The sequence below is a fragment of the Streptomyces sp. NPDC050423 genome (assembly GCF_040655445.1).
Classification (GTDB): Bacteria; Actinomycetota; Actinomycetes; order Streptomycetales; family Streptomycetaceae; genus Streptomyces.
Map to the genome: position 1 here is coordinate 90,815 of NZ_JBFAJY010000021.1, position 25,019 is coordinate 115,833.

Annotated in this window: 18 protein-coding genes; 13 read left to right on the plus strand and 5 right to left on the minus strand. The window is 73.0% G+C overall.

Annotation, left to right across the window (positions count from 1 at the left end; all coding sequences use genetic code 11):
• The first annotated feature begins 8 nt into the window (after positions 1-8).
• Positions 9-2,096 carry an aminodeoxychorismate synthase component I gene (pabB, locus tag AB0I52_RS17715; RefSeq protein ID WP_363073515.1) on the plus strand — a complete coding sequence of 696 codons (2,088 nt, stop codon included), beginning with the start codon at positions 9-11 and terminating at the stop codon, positions 2,094-2,096.
• Positions 2,097-2,169: 73 nt separating this feature from the next.
• Here the strand turns inward: pabB and AB0I52_RS17720 are convergent, their stop codons facing one another.
• Complete coding sequence (locus AB0I52_RS17720; RefSeq protein ID WP_363073517.1) at positions 2,170-3,084, minus strand: hypothetical protein; 915 nt, start codon at positions 3,082-3,084, stop codon at positions 2,170-2,172.
• A 231-nt stretch (positions 3,085-3,315) separates the two neighbouring features.
• On the opposite strand from AB0I52_RS17720, the gene AB0I52_RS17725 reads away from it, so the two are divergent.
• Genes AB0I52_RS17725 through AB0I52_RS17775 form a run of 11 tightly spaced genes read left to right on the plus strand, consistent with a single transcriptional unit; the run spans position 3,316 to position 14,946 of the window.
• Entirely contained in the window at positions 3,316-3,504 is a 189-nt protein-coding gene (locus AB0I52_RS17725) for a lysine biosynthesis protein LysW (RefSeq protein ID WP_362961380.1), read from the plus strand.
• Positions 3,501-4,382, plus strand: a complete 882-nt coding sequence (locus tag AB0I52_RS17730; RefSeq protein ID WP_363073519.1) for a RimK family alpha-L-glutamate ligase — start codon at positions 3,501-3,503, stop codon at positions 4,380-4,382. Before AB0I52_RS17725 ends, AB0I52_RS17730 begins: the two co-directional genes overlap by 4 nt.
• Positions 4,383-4,402: 20 nt before the next feature.
• Positions 4,403-5,032 (plus strand): degT/DnrJ/EryC1/StrS aminotransferase, encoded by a 630-nt coding sequence (locus AB0I52_RS17735; RefSeq protein ID WP_362961384.1) that lies wholly within the window; start codon positions 4,403-4,405, stop codon positions 5,030-5,032.
• Positions 5,029-6,348, plus strand: coding sequence for a DegT/DnrJ/EryC1/StrS family aminotransferase (locus AB0I52_RS17740; RefSeq protein WP_363073522.1), 1,320 nt, complete (start codon positions 5,029-5,031; stop codon positions 6,346-6,348). The genes AB0I52_RS17735 and AB0I52_RS17740 overlap by 4 nt, the downstream gene beginning before the upstream one ends.
• Positions 6,341-7,414 carry an N-acetyl-gamma-glutamyl-phosphate reductase gene (gene argC / locus AB0I52_RS17745; RefSeq protein ID WP_363073524.1) on the plus strand — a complete coding sequence of 358 codons (1,074 nt, stop codon included), beginning with the start codon at positions 6,341-6,343 and terminating at the stop codon, positions 7,412-7,414. The genes AB0I52_RS17740 and argC overlap by 8 nt, the downstream gene beginning before the upstream one ends.
• Entirely contained in the window at positions 7,411-9,264 is a 1,854-nt protein-coding gene (locus AB0I52_RS17750; protein ID WP_363073526.1) for a M20/M25/M40 family metallo-hydrolase, read from the plus strand. Before argC ends, AB0I52_RS17750 begins: the two co-directional genes overlap by 4 nt.
• Entirely contained in the window at positions 9,264-10,106 is an 843-nt protein-coding gene (locus AB0I52_RS17755; RefSeq protein WP_363073528.1) for a thiamine pyrophosphate-dependent enzyme, read from the plus strand. Before AB0I52_RS17750 ends, AB0I52_RS17755 begins: the two co-directional genes overlap by 1 nt.
• On the plus strand, positions 10,103-11,047 hold the full coding sequence (locus AB0I52_RS17760) for a transketolase (RefSeq protein ID WP_363073530.1): 945 nt from the start codon (positions 10,103-10,105) through the stop codon (positions 11,045-11,047). Before AB0I52_RS17755 ends, AB0I52_RS17760 begins: the two co-directional genes overlap by 4 nt.
• Before the next feature lie 49 nt (positions 11,048-11,096).
• Positions 11,097-12,350, plus strand: coding sequence for an ATP-grasp domain-containing protein (locus AB0I52_RS17765; RefSeq protein WP_363073532.1), 1,254 nt, complete (start codon positions 11,097-11,099; stop codon positions 12,348-12,350).
• A complete protein-coding gene (locus tag AB0I52_RS17770; RefSeq protein ID WP_363073534.1) occupies positions 12,350-13,660 on the plus strand; it encodes a hydrolase in 1,311 nt (436 codons plus the stop codon). The genes AB0I52_RS17765 and AB0I52_RS17770 overlap by 1 nt, the downstream gene beginning before the upstream one ends.
• Positions 13,657-14,946 (plus strand): MFS transporter, encoded by a 1,290-nt coding sequence (locus tag AB0I52_RS17775; RefSeq protein ID WP_363073536.1) that lies wholly within the window; start codon positions 13,657-13,659, stop codon positions 14,944-14,946. Before AB0I52_RS17770 ends, AB0I52_RS17775 begins: the two co-directional genes overlap by 4 nt.
• A gap of 94 nt (positions 14,947-15,040) precedes the next feature.
• Here the strand turns inward: AB0I52_RS17775 and AB0I52_RS17780 are convergent, their stop codons facing one another.
• The 4 genes from AB0I52_RS17780 to AB0I52_RS17795 form a co-directional block, all read right to left on the minus strand.
• Positions 15,041-15,907, minus strand: coding sequence for a hypothetical protein (locus AB0I52_RS17780; protein ID WP_363073538.1), 867 nt, complete (start codon positions 15,905-15,907; stop codon positions 15,041-15,043).
• A 348-nt stretch (positions 15,908-16,255) separates the two neighbouring features.
• Positions 16,256-17,362: a peptide chain release factor 2 gene (prfB, locus tag AB0I52_RS17785; RefSeq protein WP_363073540.1), complete on the minus strand. Its 1,107-nt coding sequence runs from the start codon at positions 17,360-17,362 to the stop codon at positions 16,256-16,258.
• A 103-nt stretch (positions 17,363-17,465) separates the two neighbouring features.
• Complete coding sequence (locus tag AB0I52_RS17790; RefSeq protein WP_363073542.1) at positions 17,466-18,716, minus strand: serine/threonine-protein kinase; 1,251 nt, start codon at positions 18,714-18,716, stop codon at positions 17,466-17,468.
• Positions 18,717-18,919: 203 nt separating this feature from the next.
• Positions 18,920-20,563 (minus strand): protein kinase, encoded by a 1,644-nt coding sequence (locus AB0I52_RS17795; RefSeq protein ID WP_363073544.1) that lies wholly within the window; start codon positions 20,561-20,563, stop codon positions 18,920-18,922.
• A gap of 498 nt (positions 20,564-21,061) precedes the next feature.
• Here AB0I52_RS17795 and AB0I52_RS17800 point away from each other — a divergent pair, with 498 nt between their 5' ends.
• Entirely contained in the window at positions 21,062-24,817 is a 3,756-nt protein-coding gene (locus tag AB0I52_RS17800) for an FHA domain-containing protein (protein ID WP_363073546.1), read from the plus strand.
• The last annotated feature ends 202 nt before the right edge of the window (positions 24,818-25,019 follow it).

Below are 25,019 nucleotides of genomic sequence, written 5' to 3' on the forward strand. Positions count from 1 at the left end.
GTGGCGTCGTGCGGACCCTGCTCGTCGACAACCATGACTCCTTCACCCACAACCTCTTCCACCACCTCGCCGAGGTGAACGGCGAGGAGCCCGAGATCGTGCTCAACGACTCCCCGCACTGGCACGCCGGGCGGCTGGCGGAGTTCGACAACGTGGTCATCTCCCCGGGCCCCGGACACCCCTCCCGCCCGGCGGACTTCGGTATCTGCCACGACATCGTCCGGCGGACCGCGATACCGCTGCTCGGGATCTGCCTGGGCCACCAGGGCATCGGGCTGCTGGGCGGTGCGGACGTCGTCCGGGCCCCCGAGCCGCGCCACGGCAGGACCTCCCCCGTACTGCACAACGGCACGGACCTCTTCGCCGGGCTGCCCTCGCCGTTCGACGCGGTGCGCTACCACTCGCTCGCGGTGACCGGCCTCACCGACGACCTGGAGGCCACCGCCTGGACGCCCGACGGTGTCCTGATGGGGCTGCGCCACCGGGAACGGCCGCTGTGGGGCGTGCAGTTCCACCCCGAGTCGATCCGTACGCGGTACGGGCACGAGCTGCTGCGCAACTTCGCACGGCTGACCCGGGAACACCGCGCCCCGCGCCGCCGGCCCCGCACACCGGCCCCGGCGGTTGCGGCCCCCGCCGCCCCGGCCCCCGTCCGGCGGCTGAAGGTCCTCAGCCGTGAGGTGCCCCTCGTCCGGGACCCGGAGGCGGCGTACGCCGCGCTCTTCCGCGGCAACGACCACGCGTACTGGCTGGACAGCAGCCGGCCCGGCGCCGACGACGGCCGGTTCTCCGTCATGGGCGACGCCACCGGCCCCCTCGCCCGGGTCGCCGAGGCCGATGTCTGGAGCGGCACGGTGACCGTGCGCGAACCGTCCGGCACCCGCATCGTCTCGGGCCCGTTCCTGGGCTGGATCGAGCAGGACCTGCGCGCCACCACCGTCGAACTCCCGCCCCTGCCCGGCGGATTCGCCCTGGGCTGGGTCGGCTACCTCGGCTACGAGCTCAAGGCCGAGTGCGGCGGCGACCTCGTGCACCGCTCCGAGGAACCCGACGCCACCATGGTGTTCGCGGACCGCGCGCTGGTCGTGGACCACCAGGAGGGCACCACCCGGCTCCTCGCCCTGGCCGAGGACGGCGACGAGGAACCCGCCCTGCGATGGCTCACCGCGACCGCCGGCCGGCTGGCCGCGAACGGCCCGCCGCCGGCCGGGCCCGCGCCGAGGCCGCCCGCGCCCCGGGGCGGGATCAGGCTGCGCCACGACCGCGAGGCCTATCTCCGGCTGATCGACGACTGCCAGGAGGAGATCGGCGCGGGCGAGAGCTACGAGATCTGCCTCACCAACCAGGCCGAGTGGCACGGCGACCTCGACGTCTGGGAGAGCTACCGGACGCTGCGCCGGCTGAGCCCGGCACCGTTCGCCGCACTGCTCCAGTTCGGGGAGGTGTCCGTACTCAGCACCTCGCCCGAACGCTTCGTGAGCGTGTCCGCCGACGGACTCGTCGAGTCCAGGCCCATCAAGGGCACCCGGCCCCGCGGCGCCACCCCCGAGGAGGACACGGCACTCGTCGAGGACCTGCTGTCCAGCGAGAAGGACCGCGCCGAGAACCTGATGATCGTCGATCTGGTCCGCAACGACCTCGGCCGCTGCGCGGTCACCGGGTCCGTCCGGGCCGACGAGATCTTCCGGGTGCGCAGCTACGCGACGGTGCACCAGCTGGTGAGCACGGTACGGGCCCGGCTCCGCCCGGACACCGGCAGTGTGGCGTGTGTGCGGGCGGCGTTCCCCGGCGGATCGATGACCGGGGCACCCAAGGCCCGCACGATGCGGATCATCGACCGGCTGGAGGGCGGGGCGCGGGGGATCTACTCGGGGGCGATCGGCTACTTCTCGCTCTCGGGCGCCGCCGACTTCAGCATCGTGATCCGTACCGCGGTCCTCACCCCGGGCCGGGTCCGCTACGGGGTGGGCGGGGCGATCGTGGCGCTGTCCGACGCGGACGAGGAGTTCGAGGAGACCGCGGTGAAGGCGGCTCCGCTGCTGGCGCTGACGGGCAGCCCCTTCCCGGGCCGGGTCCGCGCGACGGCCACCGCCTGACAGCGCCTCCGGGCCGGGCCCCGGGCGGCCGCGCCCGGGGCCCGGCCCGGTCCGGCGCCCGCGGGTCCCGCGCTCAGGACCGGGCCGGCCGGCCCGCTCCGCCGTGAGCGCCCTCCAGCGCCCGCGACACCTCCACCATGTCGATGCCCAGCTCGTCCAGCCCCGCCAGCGCGGCGCGCCCGGCCGCGTCCCGCTTCAGCAGCGTGTCGCCGTTCGGGGCGCCATGGGCGGTCGCCTCCTCCAGCACCTCGGCGGACACCGCCTGCCCGGTCCGCCAGCCCACCAGCGCGGTCAGCTGGTGCGGCCGGGGCTCGGTCCACAGCAGGCGCGGGGGCCTGGCGCCGGCGGCCCGGAGCACCCGCCACCACTCCTCGCCCAGCTTCTCCTCACGTATCCGGAACACCAGCCTGGCCACCGCCAGTGCCGCCGTGCCGCGGTGGTCCAGGGCCTTCTTCGAGGCCAGCCGGTCCAGCCGGGCGTCGACCTCCGCGTCGAGCTGTCCCACCGGCACCGAGATGACGGCGGTGAGCCGTTCCAGGGAGAGCCCGGCGGCCAGCGCCTGTTCGAGCCCGGTGAAGTACGCGTCCATGGCCTCGACGCAGTCGTCCAGGGAGCAGACGTGCGCGATGTCGACGCCGAGCCCGGCGGCGAGCGCGGAGGTCGCCGCCCGCAGGCCCGGCCCGTCCGGCGTGGTGCGCAGCAGCAGGTTGGGCCGGTCCACGGCCCGGCAGGTGTCCCGGTCGACCGCGGCGGAGACCAGTCCGTCGTCGCCGTCCCCCGCCTCGTACATCCGCAGCAGCGCGTCGCAGGCGTCGCGCACGGAGTCGGCCGTACCGGCGGCGGAGAGCAGACCGCGGAAGATGCCCTTCGCCGTGAGCCGGCGGAGCCGGGCCCGGCTGAAGGGCGAGGCCGCGTTCTCCGCGAGCCAGCCTGCCACGCCTTCTGCGGCCAGTTGCCGCAGCAGCGCGGCGGCCGGGGGACTGATCATGGGAGCCGAGATTAGAGGAGCCCGCAGACGCGCGGAAGTCCCGCTCCGGTTCTCCGTCAAGTCGGCCGACGCGGCGTCATATTCCGGGCTCTCCGTCAGTCTCCGGGGCCCTAGTTGACTTATTCCGGAGCAGTTGACGGAATGCCCCGACACCCTTTGCCCGCCTCCCGGCGAGAGCGCGATATTCGGTGAGGTCGCCGAGCCGGTGACCGCCGAGACGGGAGGAACGCAATGCCTGCAACCATTTCCGCGCCGCAGTGCCTGGTGTGCGACACGGACTTCGTTATCCAGGACGACTGGGAGAAGGGCGAGATAACCGAGTGCGGTGCCTGCGGGCAGGAGCACGAGGTCGTCGAGAAGGACGACGCCGTCGTCCGCGTCGCGCTGGCCCCCGAGGTGGAAGAGGACTGGGGCGAGTGACCTCGGCCCCCGAGGTCCTGCTCTCGGTCACCATGCTGCGGCCGGACGAGAAGCTCCTTCTCAACGCACTGCGCGAAGAGGGACTGAACGCCCGGCCGCTGCTGGCGGCGGATCTCGCGGAGGTGGTCTCGGGCGTGCAGCCCCCGCCCGCCTTCGCCATGATCCGCAACCTCTCCCACCGTGACGCCGTCGGCGTCGCCCGCCGCCTCGAATGCACCGGCGTCACGACGCTCAACCGGGCCGACGCCATCGAGACCTGCAACGACAAGGGCCTGCAGGCCCTGCTGTTCGCCCGGCACTCCATCGCGCACCCGGTCTCCCGCCACGCCTTCAGCTACGACCAGGTGCGCGACACGGTGGCGGAACTCGGCCTGCCGGCCGTCATCAAGCCCGTCAGCGGGTCGTGGGGGCGGGGTGTCACCAAGGTGACCGGCTCGGACTCGGTCGAGGCATGGGTCGGCGGCCGCGAATCGGCGGACGCCGGGGGAAAGCTGTTCCCCGTCCTGGTGCAGGAGTACATAGACAAGCCCGGCCACGATCTGCGGGTCGTGGTGGTGGGACGTACCCCGGTCGTCGCCATCCAGCGGGTGTCGGACCACTGGCGCACCAACACGCATCTGGGCGCCCGGGTCGAGCGCCTGGAGATCACCGGCCGGATCGAGAAGCTCTGCGGGCAGGTCGTGGACGCGCTCGGCGAGGGCTTTTACGGAATCGACCTCATCGAGGACCTCGCCACCGGCGAACTGCTGGTTCTCGAAGTGAACGCGAATCCCGAGTTCGCCCGTTCCTCCGCCGTGCACGGCGTGAATGTGGCAGGCCATCTGGCCGCCTACATCGCGCAAATGTGCACCGACACCCCGCTGCCCGCGGCCGCGTGACACGAAGGAAGACAGATCTCATGGAACTGTTCGACACCGCGACCGTACTCACCCGGGTGATGACCTCGGGTGTGGTCATGAGCATCGAGAAGAGCGACCGCGAACTACCGGGCCTGGAGCGCCTGCTGACCAAGCGGACCGGGCGTTCCCACGCCGTTCTGCTCAACAGCCGCAGCGCCGCTGTGCACGCGGCTCTCGCCGGCCAGGGCATCGGCCACGGCGACACCGTCCACGCGCCGGATCTGTCCGCCAAGGACACCGCGTTCCTGAGCTGGCTGGGCATCGCCGCGACGAGCGACCCGGGACCGGCCGCCTTCGACCACATCTCGCTGGACGCCGGCCGGGACCAGCTGTTCGACGACCGGGCCCGCGACCGGTCCGCCCCCGCCCTGGTGGTGGACCTCACCGGTCTCGGTTTCGGCCCCGCCGCCGCGATGCTCACCGACGACCGCGCGGTCTGGGCCCGCGCCGAACGGCTGAAGATCTTCGGCGCCCACGACCTGCGCACCATGTGGACGCAGGAGGAGGCCGACCCGGACCTGATCCCCGGCGTGCAGTTCAACTACCGGCTGAGCCCGCTCGTCGCGGCCTGTGTCCGGATGGCACTCAGCCAGGCCGCGCGCCCCCTGACCACCGGAGCACCGTCATGATCACCGACTTTCCCTCCGCCCCGCTTCCGCTGCCCTCCGCCGAGGAACTCACCGCCGAACTGGCCGCCTTCGGCGGCGAGGCGCTGATCCCCAAGGAACTGCGCCGCACGCTCTTCCCGGTCATCACCAAGGAAGACGTCTTCAACATGCTGCTCTCGCAGCGCCGTTCGCCCGAGAAGGTCGTCGCCGACTTCGCCGAGGCGTACCGCGGCTATGTCGGTGCAAAGTACGCGCTGCCCACCGCGAGCGGCACCTCCAGCCTGCACCTCGCCCTGATCGGCGCCGGTGTGCAGCCGGGCGACGAGGTCATCGTGCCCGCGTTCACCTTCATCGCCACCGCCCAGGCCGTCGTCGCCGCGCACGCGATCCCGGTGTTCGTCGACATCGACCCGCGTACCTACTGCATGGACCCGGCGGCCGCGGCCGCCGCCGTCACCGACCGGACCCGGGCCCTGATGCCGGTGCACGTGCACGGCCTCCCGGCCGATGTGCCCGCGCTGCGGGCGCTGGCCGACCGGCACGGCATCGCGCTCGTCGAGGACGCCTCGCACGCCCACTCGGCCCGGATCGGGGACCGGGTCGCCGGCTCGTTCGGCGACGCCGCCGGCCAGAGCCTGATGGCCGACAAGAACTTCCCGCTCGGCGGCGAGGGCGGCATCGCCTTCTTCGCGACCGAGGAGGCCCACCGGCGCGCCGCCGACCACACCCGGCTCAACGGCATCGACTACGAGATGTCCTGGGTCGCCGCCGCGTTCGGCGCGAGCCAGCTGGAGCGGCTGCCGTACTACGACGAGGTGCGGGCCCGTAACTCCCGGCTGATCGCGGACACGCTGAACGCCACCGGGTTCTTCCGCGCCCCGTACGTGCCCGAGGGCCACGTCCACGCGTACAACATGTACCGGATCTCGCTGCGGCCCGAGGCCGTCGGCCTGGACGACCTCCCGGTGTGGGCGGTCAAGGACGCGGTGCACGACCTGCTGGTCGCCGAGGGCGTACCGGCGCGGGAGTGGCAGAACACCCCGATCCCCTGCCACCTGCCGTTCGTGCACCGGGCGGGATTCGGCAACGGCTACCCGTTCACCCTCAACCCCGGGGCGGTGCGCGACCACCGGCCGGAGGACTTCCCGGCGACCCTCGCCATGCTCGACTCCACGCTGGTCCTCTGCCGCGAGCTGCGCTCACCGGTCGAGTACGAGCGGGCGCTGCGGTACGCGGACGCCTTCACCAAGGTCGCCCGCCGCCCGGACGCCATCCGCAAGCTCGTCAAGGACGGCGACTACCGCCGGCCCTACGAGAAGGCGGCACGCCTTGGCTGAGCAGACGACACTCCAGAACCCCCCGTCCGAACGCAAGACCCGCGTCGCGGTGATCGGCGCGAGCGGCTACACCGGTGGCGAGGTCATCCGGCTGCTGCTCAACCACCCCCACGTGGAGCTCGCCTTCCTGTCCGCCGAGCGCGGTGCCGGGAAGCAGGTGGGCGCCGTCCATCCGTGGCTCCGCAACCACCCCCGGCTGGCCGGGATCAAGCTGCGGCCGCTGGACCAGCTCGGTGAGGTCGACGTGGCCATCACCTGCCTGCCCACCGGGGCGCTGCCCGAGCGGCTCCCGCGGATCGCGGACCGCGCCAAGTACGTACTCAACCTGGCCGGGGACTTCCGGCTGACCAACCCGCAGGAACAGGCCAAGCACTACCCGGCGTCGGTGGCCCACCCGCCGGCCGACGAGTTCCTCTACTACGTACCGGATCTGTCGGAGTCACTGCCGGAGGGCAGGTTCATCAACCTGCCCGGCTGCATGGCCGCGGCGACGATCTACGCGCTCTACCCGCTCTTCGCCGACGGACTGGTCGAGCGGGACGTGGTGGTCGACGCCAAGACCGGTTCCACCGGTGGCGGCCGCGGCGGCTCCGAGCAGCCGGCCGAGCGCTCGGGGAACTTCCGGGTGCACAAGCTGCACGGCCACCGCCATCTGCCGGAGATCACCCAGGCGTTGACGCACTTCACCGGCAGCGCCCCCGATCTGCGCTTCTCCACGCACAGCCTGGACGTGCCGCGCGGCATCCTGATCTCCGCGTACAGCAGGCTGAAGGACGGCGTCTCCCCACTGGACGTCAAGCGGGCCTACGCCAAGGCCTACGCCGGCAAGGCGTTCCTGCGGGTGCGGCCCTCCCCCAAGGCCCCGCAGGACTTCCCGATGCTGAAGGCCGTCGTCGGTTCGAACATCGCCGAGGTCGCGGTCTCCGTGGAGGGCGACGCGTGCGTGTCCATCGCCGCGATCGACAACCTCATCAAGGGAGCGGCGGGCCAGGCGGTCCAGGCGATGAACCTGGCCCTCGGGTACGCCGAGTGGACCGGTCTCAGCTGCGCGGCGGTGGCACCGTGAACCGTCCCCTGTACGTGGTCAAGGTCGGCAGCGCCACCCTGGACCGCGGCTCCGTGTACGCGGAACTGGCCTCGCTCGTCGCACGCGGCGCCCGGGTCCTGCTGGTCGCCGGGGGCGCCGCCGGTATCGAGCGGCACTACGGCGCCATCGGCCGGGCCATGCCCGAACTGCGGCTCGCCAACGGGGACGCGGTGCGCTACTGCCCGCCCGAGGAGATGACGCATCTGGTCGACGCCTACGAGCGGGTCACCCTGCCCGCGGTCGAGGACGGTCTGCGCGCGCTGGGTGTCGATGTGTTCACCGCGGTCGCCGCACGCGGCGGCCTGGTCACCGGACGCGCCAACCGGCCGCTGAAGACGGTGAGTTCGCAGGGCCGCAGCCGGGTGGTGCGCGACCACCGGGCCGGGGTGCCGGCCGGGATCGACACGGCCCGGCTACGGGCCCTGCTGGACGCGTACGACGTGGTGTGCCTCTCCGCGCCGGTACGCGACCGGGAGGGCGGCGCCCCGCTGAACGTGGACGCCGACGTGCTCGCCGCCGCGCTCTCCAACGCGCTGGGCGCCGACCACCTCCGGCTGGTCACCGGCACCGCCGGACTCCTCACCGACCCCGCCGACCCGGCGTCGACGCTGCGCCACGCCCACCCGGGCGAGGCGGCGAAGTACGCCGGCGGCAGGATGCGGCAGAAGGTGCGTGCCGCCGAGATGGCGCTGGAGGGCGGCAGCGCCGACATCGCCATCACCGGTCCGCACACGCTGGCCGACCCGTTCGGCTGGACCCGGTTCTGGCGGGGCGGCCGGCCCGACGAGGACCTGACCCTGCTCGGGCGGGCGGTCGGGGTCCCCTCGGTCTCCGGCGACGAGCACGAGCTCGCGGCGTACCTGCTGGACTGGTGCGCCGAACGCGGCATCGACGCCAAGATCGACGCCGCCGGGAACCTGGTGGCCACCAAGGGCACCGGGGACCGCGGCCTGCTGCTGCTCGGCCATCTGGACACCGTCCCGCACCACTGGCCCGCCGAGTGGCGCGAGGGCGAACTGCACGGCCGGGGCAGCGTGGACGCCAAGGGCAGCCTCGCCGCCTTCCTGGAGGTGCTGGCCGCCGCCGACGTACCGGCCGACGGCCGGCTGCGGGTGGTGGGCGCGGTCGAGGAGGAGATCTCGTCCTCCAAGGGCGCCTTCCACGCCCGGGACCACTATCCGGCCGACGCCGTCGTGATCGGTGAGCCCAGCGGCAGCGACAAGCTGACACTCGGCTACTACGGCCTGTTCAAGCTCCGCGTCACGGCCTCCGTGGACAGCGGGCACTCGGCGGGAATGGACGCGGTCTCCGCGCCCGACACGCTGATCCGGGCCGTGGACGCCATCAGGACGTCGGTGACCGAACAGGCCCCGGACGCCCTCAGCGCCGTCATCGACGTCCGCTGCGAGACCGGCCGGGAACGTCACCGTGCCGTCGCCATCCTCAACTTCCGGGTGCCGCCGGGCGCGGACCTCGACGCGCTGCGCACCGCCGCCCTGGCGCACGAGGGCGACGGCGTCGAAATCGTGATGGAGCGGGCCACCCCCGGCCACAGCGGAGGCCGCACCAGCTCGCTGGTGAAGGTCTTCACCCGCGCCTTCGGGCAGACGGGCGTGCGGCCCCGGTTCGTCGTCAAGAAGGGCACCTCGGACATGAACACGCTCGCCACCACCTGGCGCGGCGTGCCGATGGTCGCCTACGGCCCCGGTGACTCAGCACTCGACCACACGGACCAGGAGCACATCGGCGCCGAGGAGTACCGCACCGCGCGGTCGCTGCTGGGCGACGCGGTGGCCCGCTGGTTCGCACTGCCGGAAGGGAGCAGGTGATGACCGTACTGACCGACACGATCAGCACACAGGATCCCGCGGCCCCCGGCTCCGCCGACGCGGACCACGCCCTGCTTGCGGAGCGGGCGCTGCGGGCCCGCAGGCTCGTCGTCGACATGGCCGCGAGCCCGCGCGGCTGCCACCTCGGGGGCAGCCTGTCCGTGCTGGACATCCTGATCGCGGCACTGCACCGGGCCGCGTCCGGTGACGGCACGGAGGTGGTCCTCAGCAAGGGCCATGCCGCCGCCGGTCTGTACGCGGCCCTCTACGTGAACGGCACCCTGCCGGAGAACCCGGCCCCGCTGTACGGCATGGCGGGCCATCCCTACACCGGCCATCCGGGCCCCAAGGTGCCCGGGGTGCGCTTCCCGACCGGCAGTCTCGGGCACGGTGTGCCGTACGCGGCCGGCTGGGCGATGTCCCGCCGGCTCGCCCGTCAGCCGGGCCTCGGCATCGCCGTGACGGGCGACGGCGAACTCCAGGAGGGCCTCGTCTGGGAGACCTGCCAGGTCGCCGCCGCCCAGCGGCTGGGCAACTTCGTGCTGGTGGTCGACCGCAACGGCGGCCAGAACGACGGGATGGTCGCGGACGTCTCACCGCTGCCGCACCTGGCCGGCCGCTTCGCCGCTTTCGGGTTCGAGACGGCCGAGGTGGACGGACACGACCTCGGCGCCCTCACCGAGGTGCTGTCCGGCGACCGTTCGGCGGCCACCCGGCCGCTCGCGGTCGTCGCCGACACGGTCAAGGGCAAGGGCGTCCCCGCCGTGGAGGGCAGGGCCGCCTCCCACTACGTCACGATCGACGCGGCGCGCGCCGCCAAGTGGAAGCGAGCGATCCGATGACGGCGACCGTGACGGAGGCGCAGACCCTGCAGGCGGCGCCGAAGGCCCTCTCGGGCCGGGACGCCTACCGCGACGAGCTGACCGCGATCGCCGCGCGGGACTCCCGGGTGCTCTGCCTGGAGGCCGACCTCGGCGGCAAGAACCACCCCTTCCAACTGGCCCACCCGGAGCGGTTCTTCAACCTGGGCATCGCCGAGGGCGCCATGGTGGACATGGCCGCGGGGCTCGCGGTGGGCGGCTACCGCCCGTTCGTGTCGACCTTCGCCCCGTTCGCCGCACTCAGGGCGGCCGAGAGCCTCAAGCTCACGCTGGGCTACCTGGGCGCCGGGGTCACCGTCGTCGCACCCTACGCCGGTGTCTCCGGGGCCTGGTTCGGGACCACCCACCACTGCCTGGAGGACCTCGCGGTCCTGCGCAGCGTGCCCGGCGTGACGATCGCGGCACCGTACGGGGAGGCCGAGATGCGGGCCGTCGTGCGTGCCGCGGCCCGGTCGGGCAAGCCGTATTACATCCGTACCGGGCGCAACGCCTCGTACACGTCGCTGCCGGCGGACGGCCCCGAACCGCCCCTGGTGAACTGGGACGCCGAGGGCCGCGCCGGTGAACCCTGCCTCGTCTCCGTGGGCGAGGAGGGCACCCGGCTGGCGCTCGAAGCACGCGAGCGGCGCCCGGAGCTCGGCCACGCGCACCTCGTCCATCTGGACCACGCCCACCTCGCCCGTGCGGCCGACGAACTGGCCGGGAAGCACCGGCGGTTCGTGGTCGTCGAGGAGCACCGGCGCGAGGGCGGTGCCGCCGAGGCCCTGGCGCTCCTGATGCCCCGGTGCGAGGTCGTGGGCGTGAACGCGGGCCACACCTGGCCCGCCGAGGGCGGCGACCACCGAGAGGTGATGGCCGGGCTCGGATTCGATCTGCCCGCCGTGCTCGCCGCAGCCGCCTGAACACCGCACCCCTGAACTCCCCCGATCCTGCCGAGAAAAGGAATCTCCCATGCACATCCTCATGGTCGAATGCAACCCGAACGGCATCGCCGGCATCGCCAACGCCCTCCAGCTGGGGCACGACGTCACCTTCGTCTCCGCCGACCCCGACTTCTACCTCGGCGCCTCGCCGCTGGCCGAGGCGGCGTTCGCGCACCCCAAGTGCGATGTGATCAAGAGCGTCGAGGCCTTCTCCATCGATGAGCTGGAGCGGCTCGCCAAGGAGATCCACGCCGCCAAGCCGGTGCACGGCGTCACGACCTACAGCGAGTACCACACGGTGCACGCCGCGTCGGTGGCCCGCTCGCTGGGCCTGCCCGGGATGAGCGTGGAGGGTGCGCTCAACGCCCGCCACAAGCACCGCACCCGCCTCACCCTGGAGCACACGGACGTGCGCCAGCCGCGCTTCGTGGCCGTCGCGGACCCGAAGGACATGGTGGCGGCGGTCCGCGAGATCGGCTTCCCCTGCGTGGTGAAGCCGTCCGACGGCACGGCGAGCCTGCACGTGCTCCTGCTCCGCGACGACCAGGAGCTCACCGACTACCTGGCCGACCTGGCGAAGGTGGACGACTACGGCCGCGGGGTCACCCGCATCCCGGAGATCGTCGTCGAGGAGTTCGTCGAGGGCGAGCTGGTCTCGGTCGAGGCCTGCGTGCTCCAGGGCGGCGAAATCGTCAACCTCGGTATCACCGACCGCAACCTCAGCGGCTTCCCGTACTTCATCGAAATGGGTCTGACCTACTTCCGCGGCCACCCGCTGGAAGCCGAGCTGTTCACGATGAACGAGAAGGTGCTCAAGGGCCTCGGCGTCGACTTCGGCTTCATCCACGCCGAGTACATCCTCGCCGCCGACGGCCCGGTGCTCTGCGAGGTCAACGGCCGGCTCACCGGCGGCATCGTGCCGCAGCTGATGGAGCTGTCCAGCGGCGTCAACCCCTACCTGGAGGTCATCCGCCAGGCCCTGGGCGAGCGGCCCGAACTCCCCGTCCCCGGCGAGGTCATCGCCGGCGGCCACTGGTTCGGCTCGCCCGTCGACGGCGAGATCGTCTCCATCGGCTTCGACCGCCTCAAGGGCACCCCGGGCTTCGAGGAGGCGCTGGCGTACGCCAAGCCCGGCCGCACGGTCTCCCGGCTCTCCAAGAGCAACTTCGACTGGCTCGGCCACCTGATCTACACCGGCAAGGACCGCGACGAGGCGGCCGGCCGGGTGCGGGCGGCCCTCGACGACATCGAGTTCACCATCACGGCGAAGGTGGCCCGCTGATGCGCGTCGCCATCCCGGAGCTCGATCCGGGCTCACTGTACGAAGTCGCGGTGGAGGACGGGCACTTCGCCTCCGTCCGGGCCGTCGCGGACCGGGACGCGGACGACCGCGTCACGCCCGAGCTGTGGCCCGGCTTCACCGAGGCCCACGCCCACCTCGGGCTGCCCGCAAACTTCGACGACTCGCTGGACGACCCGCGCATCTGTGCGATGCAGTACCTCTACCACGGGGTCACGCACGTCGTGGACATGTTCGGCTTCCCCCTGGTCAAGGACGGCTGGGAGCAGGGCAGGCAGGAGTCGGGGCTGCCCTGGCCCGAGTTGGCCCACTGCGGTTACGCGGCCACGGCCACCAAGGACATCGACGGCCACTACGGCCACGGGGTCGAATTCCCGGCCCCCGTCTTCATGCTGGGTGTCCAGGACGACCTGGCCACGGTGCTGGCGGCCAACGCGGTGCGCGGCGCCACCTTCCTGAAGGTCATGTTCACCGAGGGCGCCGAACAGCCGGAGAGCGCCAAGCGCTTCTCCCGGCTGCCGGCCGACATCCTCGCCCACGTACCGAGGCTGGCCGCCGAGGCCGGTCTGAGGACGGTCATCGACTGCAACACCCGCGACGAGGTGATGCAGGCCTACTCCTTCGGCTTCCGGATCTTCGCCCACCCGGTGCGGGACGTCGGCCTGTCGGCCGCCGACTGGCAGCAGCTGGAGGGCGCCCGGTTCGTCTCCACCCTCAGCGGGCTGCGCCCCATGATCATGGAACGCGAGGACTTCCTGCGCGAGTACGAGCGGCCCGGCTTCCGCGAGACGCAGGATCTCGCCAACCTCACGTACGTGTCGGAGATCGAGGAGCCGTTCGGCATCCAGTTCCAGGTCCAGGACACCCGGACCGCGGCGCTGGTCAACATGCGCGACAACAGCCTGGCGGCGCTGGAGCGCGGCAAGCTGCTGATCGGCACGGACTGCGGCAACACCGGTGCCTTCCACGGCGACGCGCTCAAGGGCGAGCTGGATCTGCTGGCCGGTGACGACCTGGGCAAGCCGGGGCTGCGCGAGGCGCTGCTGCGTACGGCGACCAGCACGGCCCGCGGCTTCTTCGACGAGCTGTCGGGGCGTGAGCCGGTCACGGACCTGATCGCGCAGGGCCGTCCGGCCACCTTCAACCTGATCGCCCCGGCCGCCGCCGGCCGTCCCCTGTCGGAGCTTCCGCAGGCCACGTACGTCCAGGGCAGAACTGTCGACCGCGACGCGATCGTGGCGGCGATCCGCGGCCTGCGCGCCACCCCCACTCGAGGAAAGGTCACCGCATGAGCCGCCAGGAACGCCATGTCCTGAGCCCGGAGACCCGCAAGGTCCTGCTCGGCGTCAACTCCGGTATCGCGCTCGCCCATATCGGTAACTACATCTGGTTCCCGCATCTGATCTCGACGCTCGGCGTGGAGTACAGCGGCTTCTGGGCCGGGTTCGTGATGTTCCTGACGTACGTGGGCCGGCTGAGCGCCACCTTCTTCTACGAGGGGGTCGCCGCCCGGTTCGGTACGCGTTCGAGCATCATCGTCGGCATCGCCGTGGAGGCCGTCGCGCTGGGCGGCATGGCCTTCGCGCACGGGGTGCTGTTCTACAGCCTGCTCGCCTTCTTCGTGGGCTTCGGCTCCGGGGTGTCCTTCCCCGGCCTGAAGAACATCCTGGGCACGCTGCCGGAGAAGGACCGCCCCAAGGCCTTCTCCTCGTTCCAGATGTCCTGCCAGCTCGGGGTCATCGCGGGCTCGGTGATCGGCGGGATCTTCCTCGGCTCGTCCATGGCGATCCTGTTCCTGGTGGTGTTCGTCCTGTTCGCCGGGTACTGCGCCGCCGCGGCCTCGTTCATCCCCGCCGACGCGGGCGCGAAGGCCGACCCGTCGGCCGCGAGGGCGCCCCTGGTCAACGTGGCGATCCTCAAGGGCCTCCAGCTCGGCGGTGGCGGCAGCTACTTCCTGCTCTCCAGTGTCTTCTGGGTCCTGTCGATCACCTTCCTGGTCGGCATGCCGCTGCACATGGAGGAGTTCGTCGCCGAGATGCCGGTCTCCACCCCGTTCTGGATCACCGGCCTCGCCCTCCTCGTCCTCCAGTACCCAGCGTTCCGATACATGTCCAAGCGGCTGCGCCCCGGCCAGGTCATGGGCGTCGCGTTCCTGGCGATGGCGGTGGCGTACACGCTGTTCGGCGCGGGCCAGACGGCGACGTGGGTGGTCGTGGGCTGCCTGGTCGTGGTCTTCGGCGACATCCTGTTCACCCCGTCCTTCGACCTCTGGGTCGCCAACCGGATGCCGGCGGACCGGCTCGCGCGGGCGATGGGCGCCATGCACTTCTTCCGCAGCTTCGGCAACATGATCGGCACCCTGTCCGCCGGGGCGCTCTACGACCTCTCGCGCTCCACCGACACCCCGGGCCTCAACTGGTACGTGGTCGGGGCGATCGCGCTGGTCTGCGCGGGCGTCAGCTTCCTCTCCGCACGGCGGGAGGGCACTCCCGCCACGAGCGAGCCGGCACAGGCCGCGCAATCCGCGCAGGTGCCGCCCGCTCCGGAGCCCCGGAAGACGGCCGGGACCACGGCTTGATCCCGCTTCCCCCCACGTACGGCGTACGAACAGAGGGACCCGGTCCGCTTCCGCGGACCGGGTCCCTCTGTTCGTACAGGTACCGCTACCGGAATCAGGCGGCCGTGCGGCCGTTCACCAGGCGCGGGAGGATCCGGAAGCCGATTCCTCCGGCGATCATCGTCGCGGCGCCGACCAGCAGGAACGTGGTCTCGGCGGCACCGGTCTCGGCGAGCTCGTCCTTGCCCTTGCCCTGCTCGGCCGGCTGGTTGCCGACCGAGTCGGTGTCGGTGTTGTCGGCGCACTCGGCACCGTCGAGGTCGACGGTGCAGGTGCCCGCGTTGCCGCCGTCGCTCCCGGAGCCGGAGCCACCGGTCGCAGCGTCGCCACCACCGGTGGCATCTCCGCCACCGGCCGCCGCGTCGCCGCCACCAGCAGCAGCGTCACCTCCACCGGCCGTAGCGTCCCCGCCACCAGCGGCGGCATCGCCACCACCCACCGCAGCGTCCCCGCCACCAGCGGCAGCGTCGCCGCCACCGGCGGCAGCGTCGCCACCACCAGCAGCATCGTCACCACCGGCCGCAGCGTCGCCACCACCAGCAGCGTCCTCACCACCGGCCGCAGCGTCGCCACCACCAGCAGCGTCCTCACCACCAGCGGCAGCGTCGCCACCACCAGCAGCATCGTCACCACCGGCCGCAGCGTCGCCACCACCGGCCACGTCGGCGCCACCAGCGACATCGGCGCCTCCGGCCACGTCGCCACCACCAGCGGTGTCCTCGCCACCCGTGGCGTCACCGCCGCCGGCCGCGTCGTCGTCGCCGGAGACACCGATGTTCACGGCGTCCTGGTTGGCCTCGGCACTGATGCCGATACCGATTCCGACGGCCTGCGCCGCACCGGCGGCGGTGAGCGAGGCGCCTGCGGCGATGACCGCACCCGCGGCGATCCGCGCGACGCGTACTCGCGTCTTCTTCGTCATGTGCTGCTACCCCCAGTAGCTGTTCTCGTCAGTGGAGCAGCCATATGCGGGCCACGGCCCTGCGGGGTTTGCTCCGAACGCCGGCCGACGTCGTGCCGTGGCCGTGCCGCCCGCCCCCGATCACACCCGTCCCAGACATACGCATGCTGCTCCAGCAGCCTGTCCAGAGATAAGGACTACGTCAAGGCCGTTCCGCGCAATGTGCCCCGGTTTGACGGTCGTTGCCCTTCATTCGGAACCACGACTGTGACGCATTCACCACGGCGTCCCCTCAACTCGCCCGTTCCGGAACGAGAAGGGCCCCGGGCGGTGGTGACTGCCCGGGGCTCAACTGCTGTATGGACGAGACTACTTCTCGTTCTGCTTGCGCCAGCGGATGCCCGCCTCGACGAAGCCGTCGATCTCGCCGTTGAAGACCGCTTCCGGGTTGCCCATCTCGAACTCCGTACGCAGGTCCTTGACCATCTGGTACGGGTGCAGGACGTACGACCGCATCTGGTTGCCCCAGGAGTTGCCGCCGTCGCCCTTGAGGGCGTTCATCTTCGCCTGCTCCTCCTGGCGGCGGCGCTCAAGGAGCTTCGCCTGGAGGACGTTCATCGCGGATGCCTTGTTCTGGATCTGCGAGCGCTCGTTCTGGCAGGAGACGACGATGCCGGTCGGCAGGTGGGTCAGCCGGACCGCGGAGTCCGTGGTGTTGACGCCCTGGCCGCCGGGGCCCGAGGAGCGGTACACGTCGATGCGGAGCTCGGACTCGTCGATCTCGACGTGGTCCGTCTGCTCGACCACCGGCAGCACCTCGACGCCCGCGAAGGACGTCTGGCGGCGGCCCTGGTTGTCGAAGGGCGAGATCCGCACGAGCCGGTGGGTGCCCTGCTCGACGGAGAGCGTGCCGTAGGCGTACGGCACCTCCACGGCGAAGGTGGTCGACTTGATGCCGGCCTCTTCGGCGTAGGCCGTCTCGTAGACCTCGGTCTTGTAGTTGTGCCGCTCGGCCCAGCGCAGGTACATGCGCTGGAGCTTCTCGGCGAAGTCCGCGGCGTCGACGCCGCCGGCCTCGGCCCGGATGGTGACCAGGGCCTCGCGCGCGTCGTACTCGCCGGACAGGAGGGTGCGGACCTCCATCTCGTCGAGCGCCTTCTTGACGGAGGCCAGCTCCGACTCGGCCTCGGCGAGCGCGTCGGCGTCGCCCTCGTCCTCGGCGAGCTCGAAGAGGACTTCGAGATCGTCGATCCTGCTGCGCAGGGCCTCGGTCTTGCGGACCTCGGCCTGGATGTGCGAAAGCTTGCTGGTGATCTTCTGCGCCGCGTCCGGGTCATCCCAGAGGGACGGCGCTGCCGCCTGCTCCTCGAGCGCGGCGATGTCCGCCCTCAGCGCATCCAGGTCCAGGACGGCCTCGATCGACCCCATGGTCGAGGAGAGGGACTTCAGCTCTTCGGAAATATCGACGACTGCCACGGGTCCAGCGTAACGGCTGTCGGCGCGGACGTTCCTCGGGCCGGGCGATCGCCGTTCCGCGGCCCCGCCGCGCACGGCCCGGCGGGGGCGGGTTCCGCCGCGCTCAGGGGGTACCGGGGGCGGAGTTCCCGGAGTCCTGCGGGGTCGCGCCCGCGTCGTCGCCGCTCATCGCCAGCCAGCCGCCGAAGCCGAGCCCGGCGACCAGCACCAGCGCCGCCGCGCCCAGCGTGATGCGGCGCTTGCGGATGGCCGCCGACTTGTTGCGCGCCGAGCCGGGCCGGGGCCGGCCGGGGGCGCGCGGGGCGCGGGCGGTGCCCCGGGGGCCGCCGGACAGCTCGTCGGGTGCCGGGACGCGCATGCTCGTGTGGGTGTCCCGGTTGGAGTCGGGGGACGAGCCGGGGACCAGCGGCACCGCGCCGCGGCGGCGGGGCTCCTCGGCCGCCGGGGTGTACTGCTGCTCGTCGTAGCTCTGCCCGTGCGGCTGGGGCTCCGGTTCGTCGTCCGGCTCGTCCACGTCCAGCGGCGGGATGCCGGCCAGCTGCGGGAGCTGCTCGCGCAGCCGGGCCGCCAGCTCGGAGGCGCGCAGCCGGGAGGCCGGGGCCTTGGCCAGGCACTGGACCAGCAGCTGCCAGAGCTCCTCGGGGATGCCGGGGAGCGGGACGACCGTCTCGGTGACATGGCGGCGCAGGACGGCGCCGGGGTGGCCACCGCCGAAGGGCGTGAACCCCGCGAGGAGCTCGTACAGCACCGTCGCGAGGGCGTAGATGTCGACGGCGGCGCGCGGCGGGAGGCCCTCGACGATCTCGGGGGCCAGATAGTCCGGCGTCCCGATGATCTTGGTGGCCTTGGTGCGGCGCGGGGTGTCGATCAGCTTGGCCACGCCGAAGTCGGTGAGGAGCGCGGGGTGGGAGTTGCCGGGGCCGAGCGGACCCTCCATGTCGAGCAGGATGTTCTCCGGCTTGACGTCGCGGTGGACCACCCCGGCGGCGTGCGCGGCGGCGAGGCCGTCGGCCACGTCCGCGACTATCGCGACGGCCGCCTCGGGCGCCAGCCTGCGTTCGCGGTCGAGCCGGGTGCGCAGGTCCGTGCCGCGGACCAGGTCCATGACCAGGGCCAGGTCGTTGCCGTCCACCACGAGGTCGCGGACGGCGACGATGTGCGGATGGTCGAGTCCGAGCAGGGCGGTGCGCTCCTGGACGAACCGCCCGACGAGTTCCTGGTCCGCCGCGAGGTCCTCGCGGAGCAGTTTGATGGCGACGGGCCCCTCGGGGCCGTCGCCGAGCCACACCGTGCCGGCGCTGCCACGCCCCAGGATCTGGTGGGCGGTGTACCGGCTGCCGATATTCCGTGCCAAGACTGCTCCCTCAGCGGCTGGCGATTGGGCCTTCGCGCAACAACCCCCGGTCGACAAAGTTACGCGGCGATCGGGGGGTTGCGTGCCCTGGATGGCACCAACCTTCACTTCTGCGTACGAATTGCCAGGGAATTGGTACGCGGAAGTCGATATAGCTACAGAATTGACGGGGCGTCCGGCTGGATCGGCGGCGCCCCGCTCCGTCAGTTGCCGCTGCCGCCCAGCTTCGAGATCCAGTCGGAGACGGTACCGGCGGCGTGGCTGATCGCGTGCCAGTAGCTCTCGCCCTGGCCGATCCAGTCCTTCAGCGGGGTGAGCTCCCAGATCAGCCAGCTCGCGACGACGAGCAGGACCACCGTGAACAGGCAGCCCTTCAGGCAGCCGAGGCCGGGGATCTTCATCGGGTTCGCGCCGCGCTGCCTGGGCTCGCGGGGCGGGCGCTGAACGGGCTGCTGAGGCTGCTGGGGCTGCTGCTGCGGCGCGTACTGCTGGCGCTGCTGCTGCGGCTGATACTGCTGCTGTTGCTGCTGAGGCTGGTACTGCTGCTGTTGCTGCTGGTACTGCTGCTGCCGGTTCTGCGGCGGGTACTGCTGCTGCCTGCGCGGCTGCTGCGGTTGCTGGGGCGGCTGCTGGCGCTGGGGGCGGCGGCGCAACGGGTCCTGGCTCGGGTCGAGGTACTGGACCTGCGTCTGGTCGTTGCGGTCGCGGGCGGCCTGGAGCTGGGACTGCCAGGGGTGCGGCCCGTCGGGCTGCGGGGCCCCCTCGGGCTGCGGCGGGACGGGCGGCAGGACCGCGGTCGGGTCGGCGTGGCCGCCGCCCGGTCCGGCGTTCTGCTGCATGACACCGGTGACCGCGTTCGGGTCGTACGAACCGGCGTTGCTCGGCAGCACCTGTGTCGGGTCGGCCGCTCCGGGCGTCTCCGGGACGGCCGTCGGAGCCGGGTCGGGGGCGAGCAGGGCGGCCACCCCGTCGGCTGCCGCGATCTGCGCGGAGTTCGCGTGCACGCCGATGCCGTCGGCGACGGTACGCAGCGCGCGGGCCAGGTTCTCGGCGCTGGGCCGCCGGTCGGGGTCCTTGCTCAGGCAGCGCTCGATGACCGTCCACAGCGGCGCGGGGACGTTGCCGGGGCGGCGGGGCTCCTCGCTGAGGTGCCGTTGCAGGACTTCGAGCGCGGTGCCGCCGGCGAACGGCGGCCGGCCGGTGAGCAGCTCGTACAGCAGGATTCCGGCGCCGTAGATGTCGACGGCCGAGGTCTGCGGGCGGCCCTCGGCCGACTCGGGCGCCACATAGGCCGGCGTACCGACGAACTCGTGCGTCCGGGTCAGCCCCGGGGAGTCCGCGAGCCGGGCGATGCCGAAGTCGGTGAGCATCGGGTGCATCACGCCGTCGCGCTCGGAGACCAGCACGTTGGCGGGCTTCAGGTCGCGGTGGACGACGCCGTCGGCGTGGCTGGCGGCGAGCGCGTCGGCGATCTGCGCGGTGAGCAGCGAGGCGGCGACCGGGGTGAGCGGGCCGTTGTCGCGCAGGTAGCGGTGCAGGTCCGGGCCGTCGATCAGGTCCATCACCAGGGCGAGGAGGTCTCCCTCGACGACCAGGTCCCGGGTGCGCACGATGTTCTCGTGGGTCAGCCGCAGCAGCACGGAGCGCTCGCGCAGGAACCGCATCACGACGTCCGCGTCGTTGGCGAGCTCCTCCTTGAGGACCTTGATCGCGACGAGTTCGCCGGGCTGGCCCGTGACGGCCGCCTCGGCTCCCGCGGCCTCACGCTGGCGGGCGCGCCAGACGGTGCCCGTGGCGCCGCGTCCCAGCGGCTCCTCGAGCAGGTACTTGCTGCCTACCGGCCGCACGTCATGCGCTCCCTGCTGATCGTGGTGCTTGCGGTCCCCCGGATTCCTCCAGGAGTTTCCGGCCCACTCTAGAGCCTGTCCGGCGGTGGGTGGCCTGCTCCGCCCGGTTGCCGCTTTGTCCGGAATTCCGCCGGGGCCGGATCTGTTCGCCCCGGGCGCACCGGTTGCGGAGGAAGACGTTCACTTCGGACGGATGGTTGCCGCACCCGGCCGCACTCCAGGCCCCCGGGGGCCGGTTCCGGCCATATCGGCACCGCCGAAGAACGGGCCAAGCAGGCACTTTTGGGCGCACAGCAGACCTTTCAAGATCACTTAGCGGTGACCCGCGGGCGGGTTGTCAGAGGCAGGTGCGAGGATGCCTCCAGCACGGAACTGTGGGGTGGGGAGCCCTGCGATACGTGACGAACCTGTACCGGACGACGCGTCCGTGCCGGGTGGGGGGAATCACAGGGCGTTTCCCCTGCCGGGCACCCCGCGCAGAAGGGACCGCTGACGGCGATGCAGATCCGGCTGACCGTCCTCGCGCCGCGCAGCGGCCAGACCCCGGCGCGCGCCTGCGATGTGCTGGTCACCGCCCCCGCGGGGACGGCGCTGGCCACCGTTGCGTCCGGCCTGGCCGCGGCCGTCTCCGGGCCCGACGGCTCCCTCGGCAGCGGTGCGGTGGTGCTGTTCGCCGGGCGGGAGCGGCTCGACGCACAGCGCAGCGCCCTCGGTGAACCGCCCCTGGTCGACGGGGCGGTGCTCTCGCTCCAGGTCCCGGGGGAGGACGAGTCGACGGACGACGCCGTTCCGGCGCAGCTGCACGTGATCGCCGGACCGGACGCGGGCGGGGTCCATCTCCTGCACGGCGGGCGGATCCGGATCGGCCGCTCGGCCGAGGCCGATGTCCCGCTCGACGACCCCGACGTCTCGCGGCTGCACTGCGCGGTGACCGTCTCCGACGACGGCCGGGTCGCGGTGGCCGACCTGGGCTCCACCAACGGCACCTCGCTGGACGGCACGGAGGTGCGCGACCGTCCGGTCCGGCTGAAACCGGGTGCGCTGCTGCGGCTCGGCGAGTCGACGCTCCGGCTGACCTCGGGGGCGCGTACGCCGACGCTGAGCACGGCTCCGGACGGCGAGGGACATCTGCGGGTGGCCAGGGCGCCGGCCGACCCGGACCCCGGCTGGGACCCGGACCCGGATTCGGGACACGGTTACGGGGACGGCTCCGCCCACGGGTACGACGCCCACGAGGAGGCCGCCTTCCACGGCCATGAGCGCGGCGCCCAGGACGACGAGCGGGACGGGCCCGCCGCGGCCCGGCCGAGGCCCGGCTCCGGGCGCCCCGCCCACTCCCCGGACGAGGAGGCACCCCGGCGTGGGATAGGCGCCTGGGCCCGCCGGCTCGCGGGCGGCAAGGGCGATCCGGTGCACGAGAGCGCGCCCGACGAGACGACCGCGCCCGCCCCGGACCCCGCCACCTTCACCGCGCTGCCCACCGCTCCGGAGGGCACCTGGCCCGATCCGGCGTCCGTACTGCTGACCGCGATCGGACCGGGCCCCCGGCTGTGGGAGCGCGACACCGCGCATCCGGAGGCGCTGGTGGTCCGGCTGGGCACGACCGAGCGGGCCGAGCTGCCGGCCGTGCCGGTGACCGTGGGGCTGCGGGAGGCGGGCTCGCTGGGGCTCGCCGGGCCGCGGGACCGGCTGACGGGGCTCGCCCGCTCGGCGGTGGCACAGCTGGCCGCCCTGCACTCCCCCGCCGATCTGGAGATCGTGCTGATCAGCACGGACCGGGCGCGCGGGGTGGACGAGCGCAGACGCGAGTGGGCCTGGCTCGGCTGGCTGCCGCATCTGCGCCCGATGCACGGCCAGGACTGCCGGCTGCTGCTCGCGTACGACCGCGAGCAGGCCGCCGCCCGGACCACGGAACTGGTGCGCCGGCTGGACGAGGGGCCGCTGGGCCCCGGCTGGGCGAGTCTGGACCGCGCGACGGTCGCCGAGGCCGCCCGGCACTACGAGGGCCCGTTCACCGTGGTGATCGTGGACGGCGACCCCGGCTCCTCGGCACTGCGCGAGAACACCGCCCGGCTGGCCGGGGCGGGCGCGGCGGCGGGCATCCATCTGATCTGTCTGGCCGAGACCCCGGCCGCCACCCCCACCTCCCCGGTCGCCGCGACCTACGAGGCGGCGTGCCATGCCTCGATCGCGTTCCGGGAGTGCGGGGCGGTGGCGATGCTCAGCGGCGACGTGGCGACGGCGCTGCGACTGCTGCGCACGGCGGGCGGCCGGGCAGCCGGCCACGGCACGGTCGCCGCGGTGGACGCGGTGTCGGCGCACTGGGCGGAACGGTTCGGCCGGGCCCTGGCCCCGCTGCGGGCGGAGGGACAGGGCGGGCTGCCCGGCCGGCCGGCCGCGGTGGCGCTCCCGCCCTCCGCCCGCCTCCTGGACGAGCTGGGCCTCGCCCGCGCCACCCCGGCCTCCCTGATGGCCCGCTGGGCCTCGACGGCGGACGACCAGCCTGGCGCGACGGTCCGCGGCTCGGGCGGCACCGGCGGCGCGGCCCCCCGCGTGGGGGCCCAGCGCACCAGCGCCGGGACAGCCCGCCCGTCCGGAGCCCGGGGCACGGACGCGCCGGGCTCCGGACGCACGCCGTACCCGCAGGACGCGACCGGCCGGGGCTCGGGCCGCACCCCGTACCCGAACGCCGTGGAGAACCAGGGCTCGGGCCGCACCCCGTACCCCCGCGGCCTCGACGGTCGTGGCGGCTCCAACGAGACCCACACGGGCGTACCGCGCGGCGCCTCCGGCCGCGGCGAGGCGTACGACCGCACGGGCTCGGGCCGCACCCCGTACCCCGGCCGCCCGGACGCGTACGACCGCACGGGCTCGGGCCGCACCCCGTACCCCGAGCGCACCGACACCCCCGCGTCCGGCCGTACCCCCCACCCCCGTGGGGGCGGGCAGCGGTACGACGGGGGGCCCGGGGACACCCCGAGTTCGCGCACCCTGTCCGGCTCCGACACCCGCGCCTGGGACGGGTCCGCGGACGGGTCCGCTGATGTGAGGGACGACGACGGCCTTCGCTCCGCCGGTTCGGGGCGTTCCCCGAACCGGGTCAGCGGGCCGCGTCAGGGCGACGCCCCCCGGATCGCCGCACGCGGCTCCGGTCCTGCCGGCGGCACGGCGGACACCGGTTCCCGTCCGGCCGCCTCCGCCGCCGGGGGCGCCGCCTTCGCCGGGCGGCCCGTCGTGGTGCTGGGGGCCGGTCCGCGGGGACCGGTGAGTGTGGATCTCGCCGACGAGGGGCCGCACCTCCTCATCGAGGGGCCGGGCGGCAGCGGACGCACCGAGCTGCTGAGGGCCGTCGCCGCGTCGCTGGCGGCCGCCGCCCGGCCCGACCGGCTCGGCATCCTGCTGGTCGACGGGGCCGGGGGCGAGCGCGGCGAGAGTCTGCGCCCCTGTACCGAACTCCCGCACGTGTTCACGCACTTGGTGGCCTCCGACCCGGTCAGGATGCGGGAGTTCGCACAGGCACTGGGCGCCGAGGTGAAGCGGCGGGCCGAACTGCTCGGCGGGCTCGACTTCGCCGAGTGGCACAGCCGCCCCGGGGCGGCGCGGCGGCCGGACGGCCAGTGGCCGCCGAGCGCGTCCGAGCAGCGCGGCGACGTGGACTCCCAGATGAGCGGCACCCTGCAACTGCGGCCCGCCGCGGCCCGGCCGCCGGAGCCGGGACCTCCGCCGCTGCCCAGGCTCGTCGTGCTCGTGGACGACTTCGACGCGCTGATCGCCCCGGCGCTCGGCAGTCCGGGCCGGCCGGCCGCGGGTTCGGTCGTCAGGGCGCTGGAGACCGTCGCCAGGGAAGGCGGCAGGCTCGGCGTCCACCTGGTCGCGACGTCCGCCCGCCCGGACCGCACGGAGGACACCGACCTGGCCCGTGGGGCCCGGCTGCGGGTGGTGCTCGATCCGCCCGTCGTCCCGCCCTCGCCGGACGGCCCGGCGCCGGGCCGGGGACGGCTGGGCCATCCGGACGGGCGGGTGACGCCGTTCCAGGGCGGGCGGGTCACGGGCCGCATTCCGCGTACGGCGACGCTGCGTCCCACGGTCGTACCGCTGGAGTGGGAGCGGATGGGCGACCCGCCCACCCGCCGCCCGGTGCGCGAACTGGGCAACGGGCCGACGGACCTGGCGCTGCTGGCCAGTGCGCTGGAGCGCGCGGCGCGTTCGGTGAACGCCGCGCCGCTGGCGCCGCTCGCGCCCGCTCACCTCTGAGAGCCGGCCGGCCGGGGCTCCGAGGGGCGACGGGCCCGGGGGTTCGGGCCTGTCGTCCCCAATCTCCGGATACCGTCACTGACTTGACGTCACGAGCCCATTACGATCATCGAGTTGGGCCCGATATCGGTATTGCGGCACCCGGATGCCGGGCGTAGGACTGTGCGCACACGACCACATGATGAATGACCGGCACCGTCGG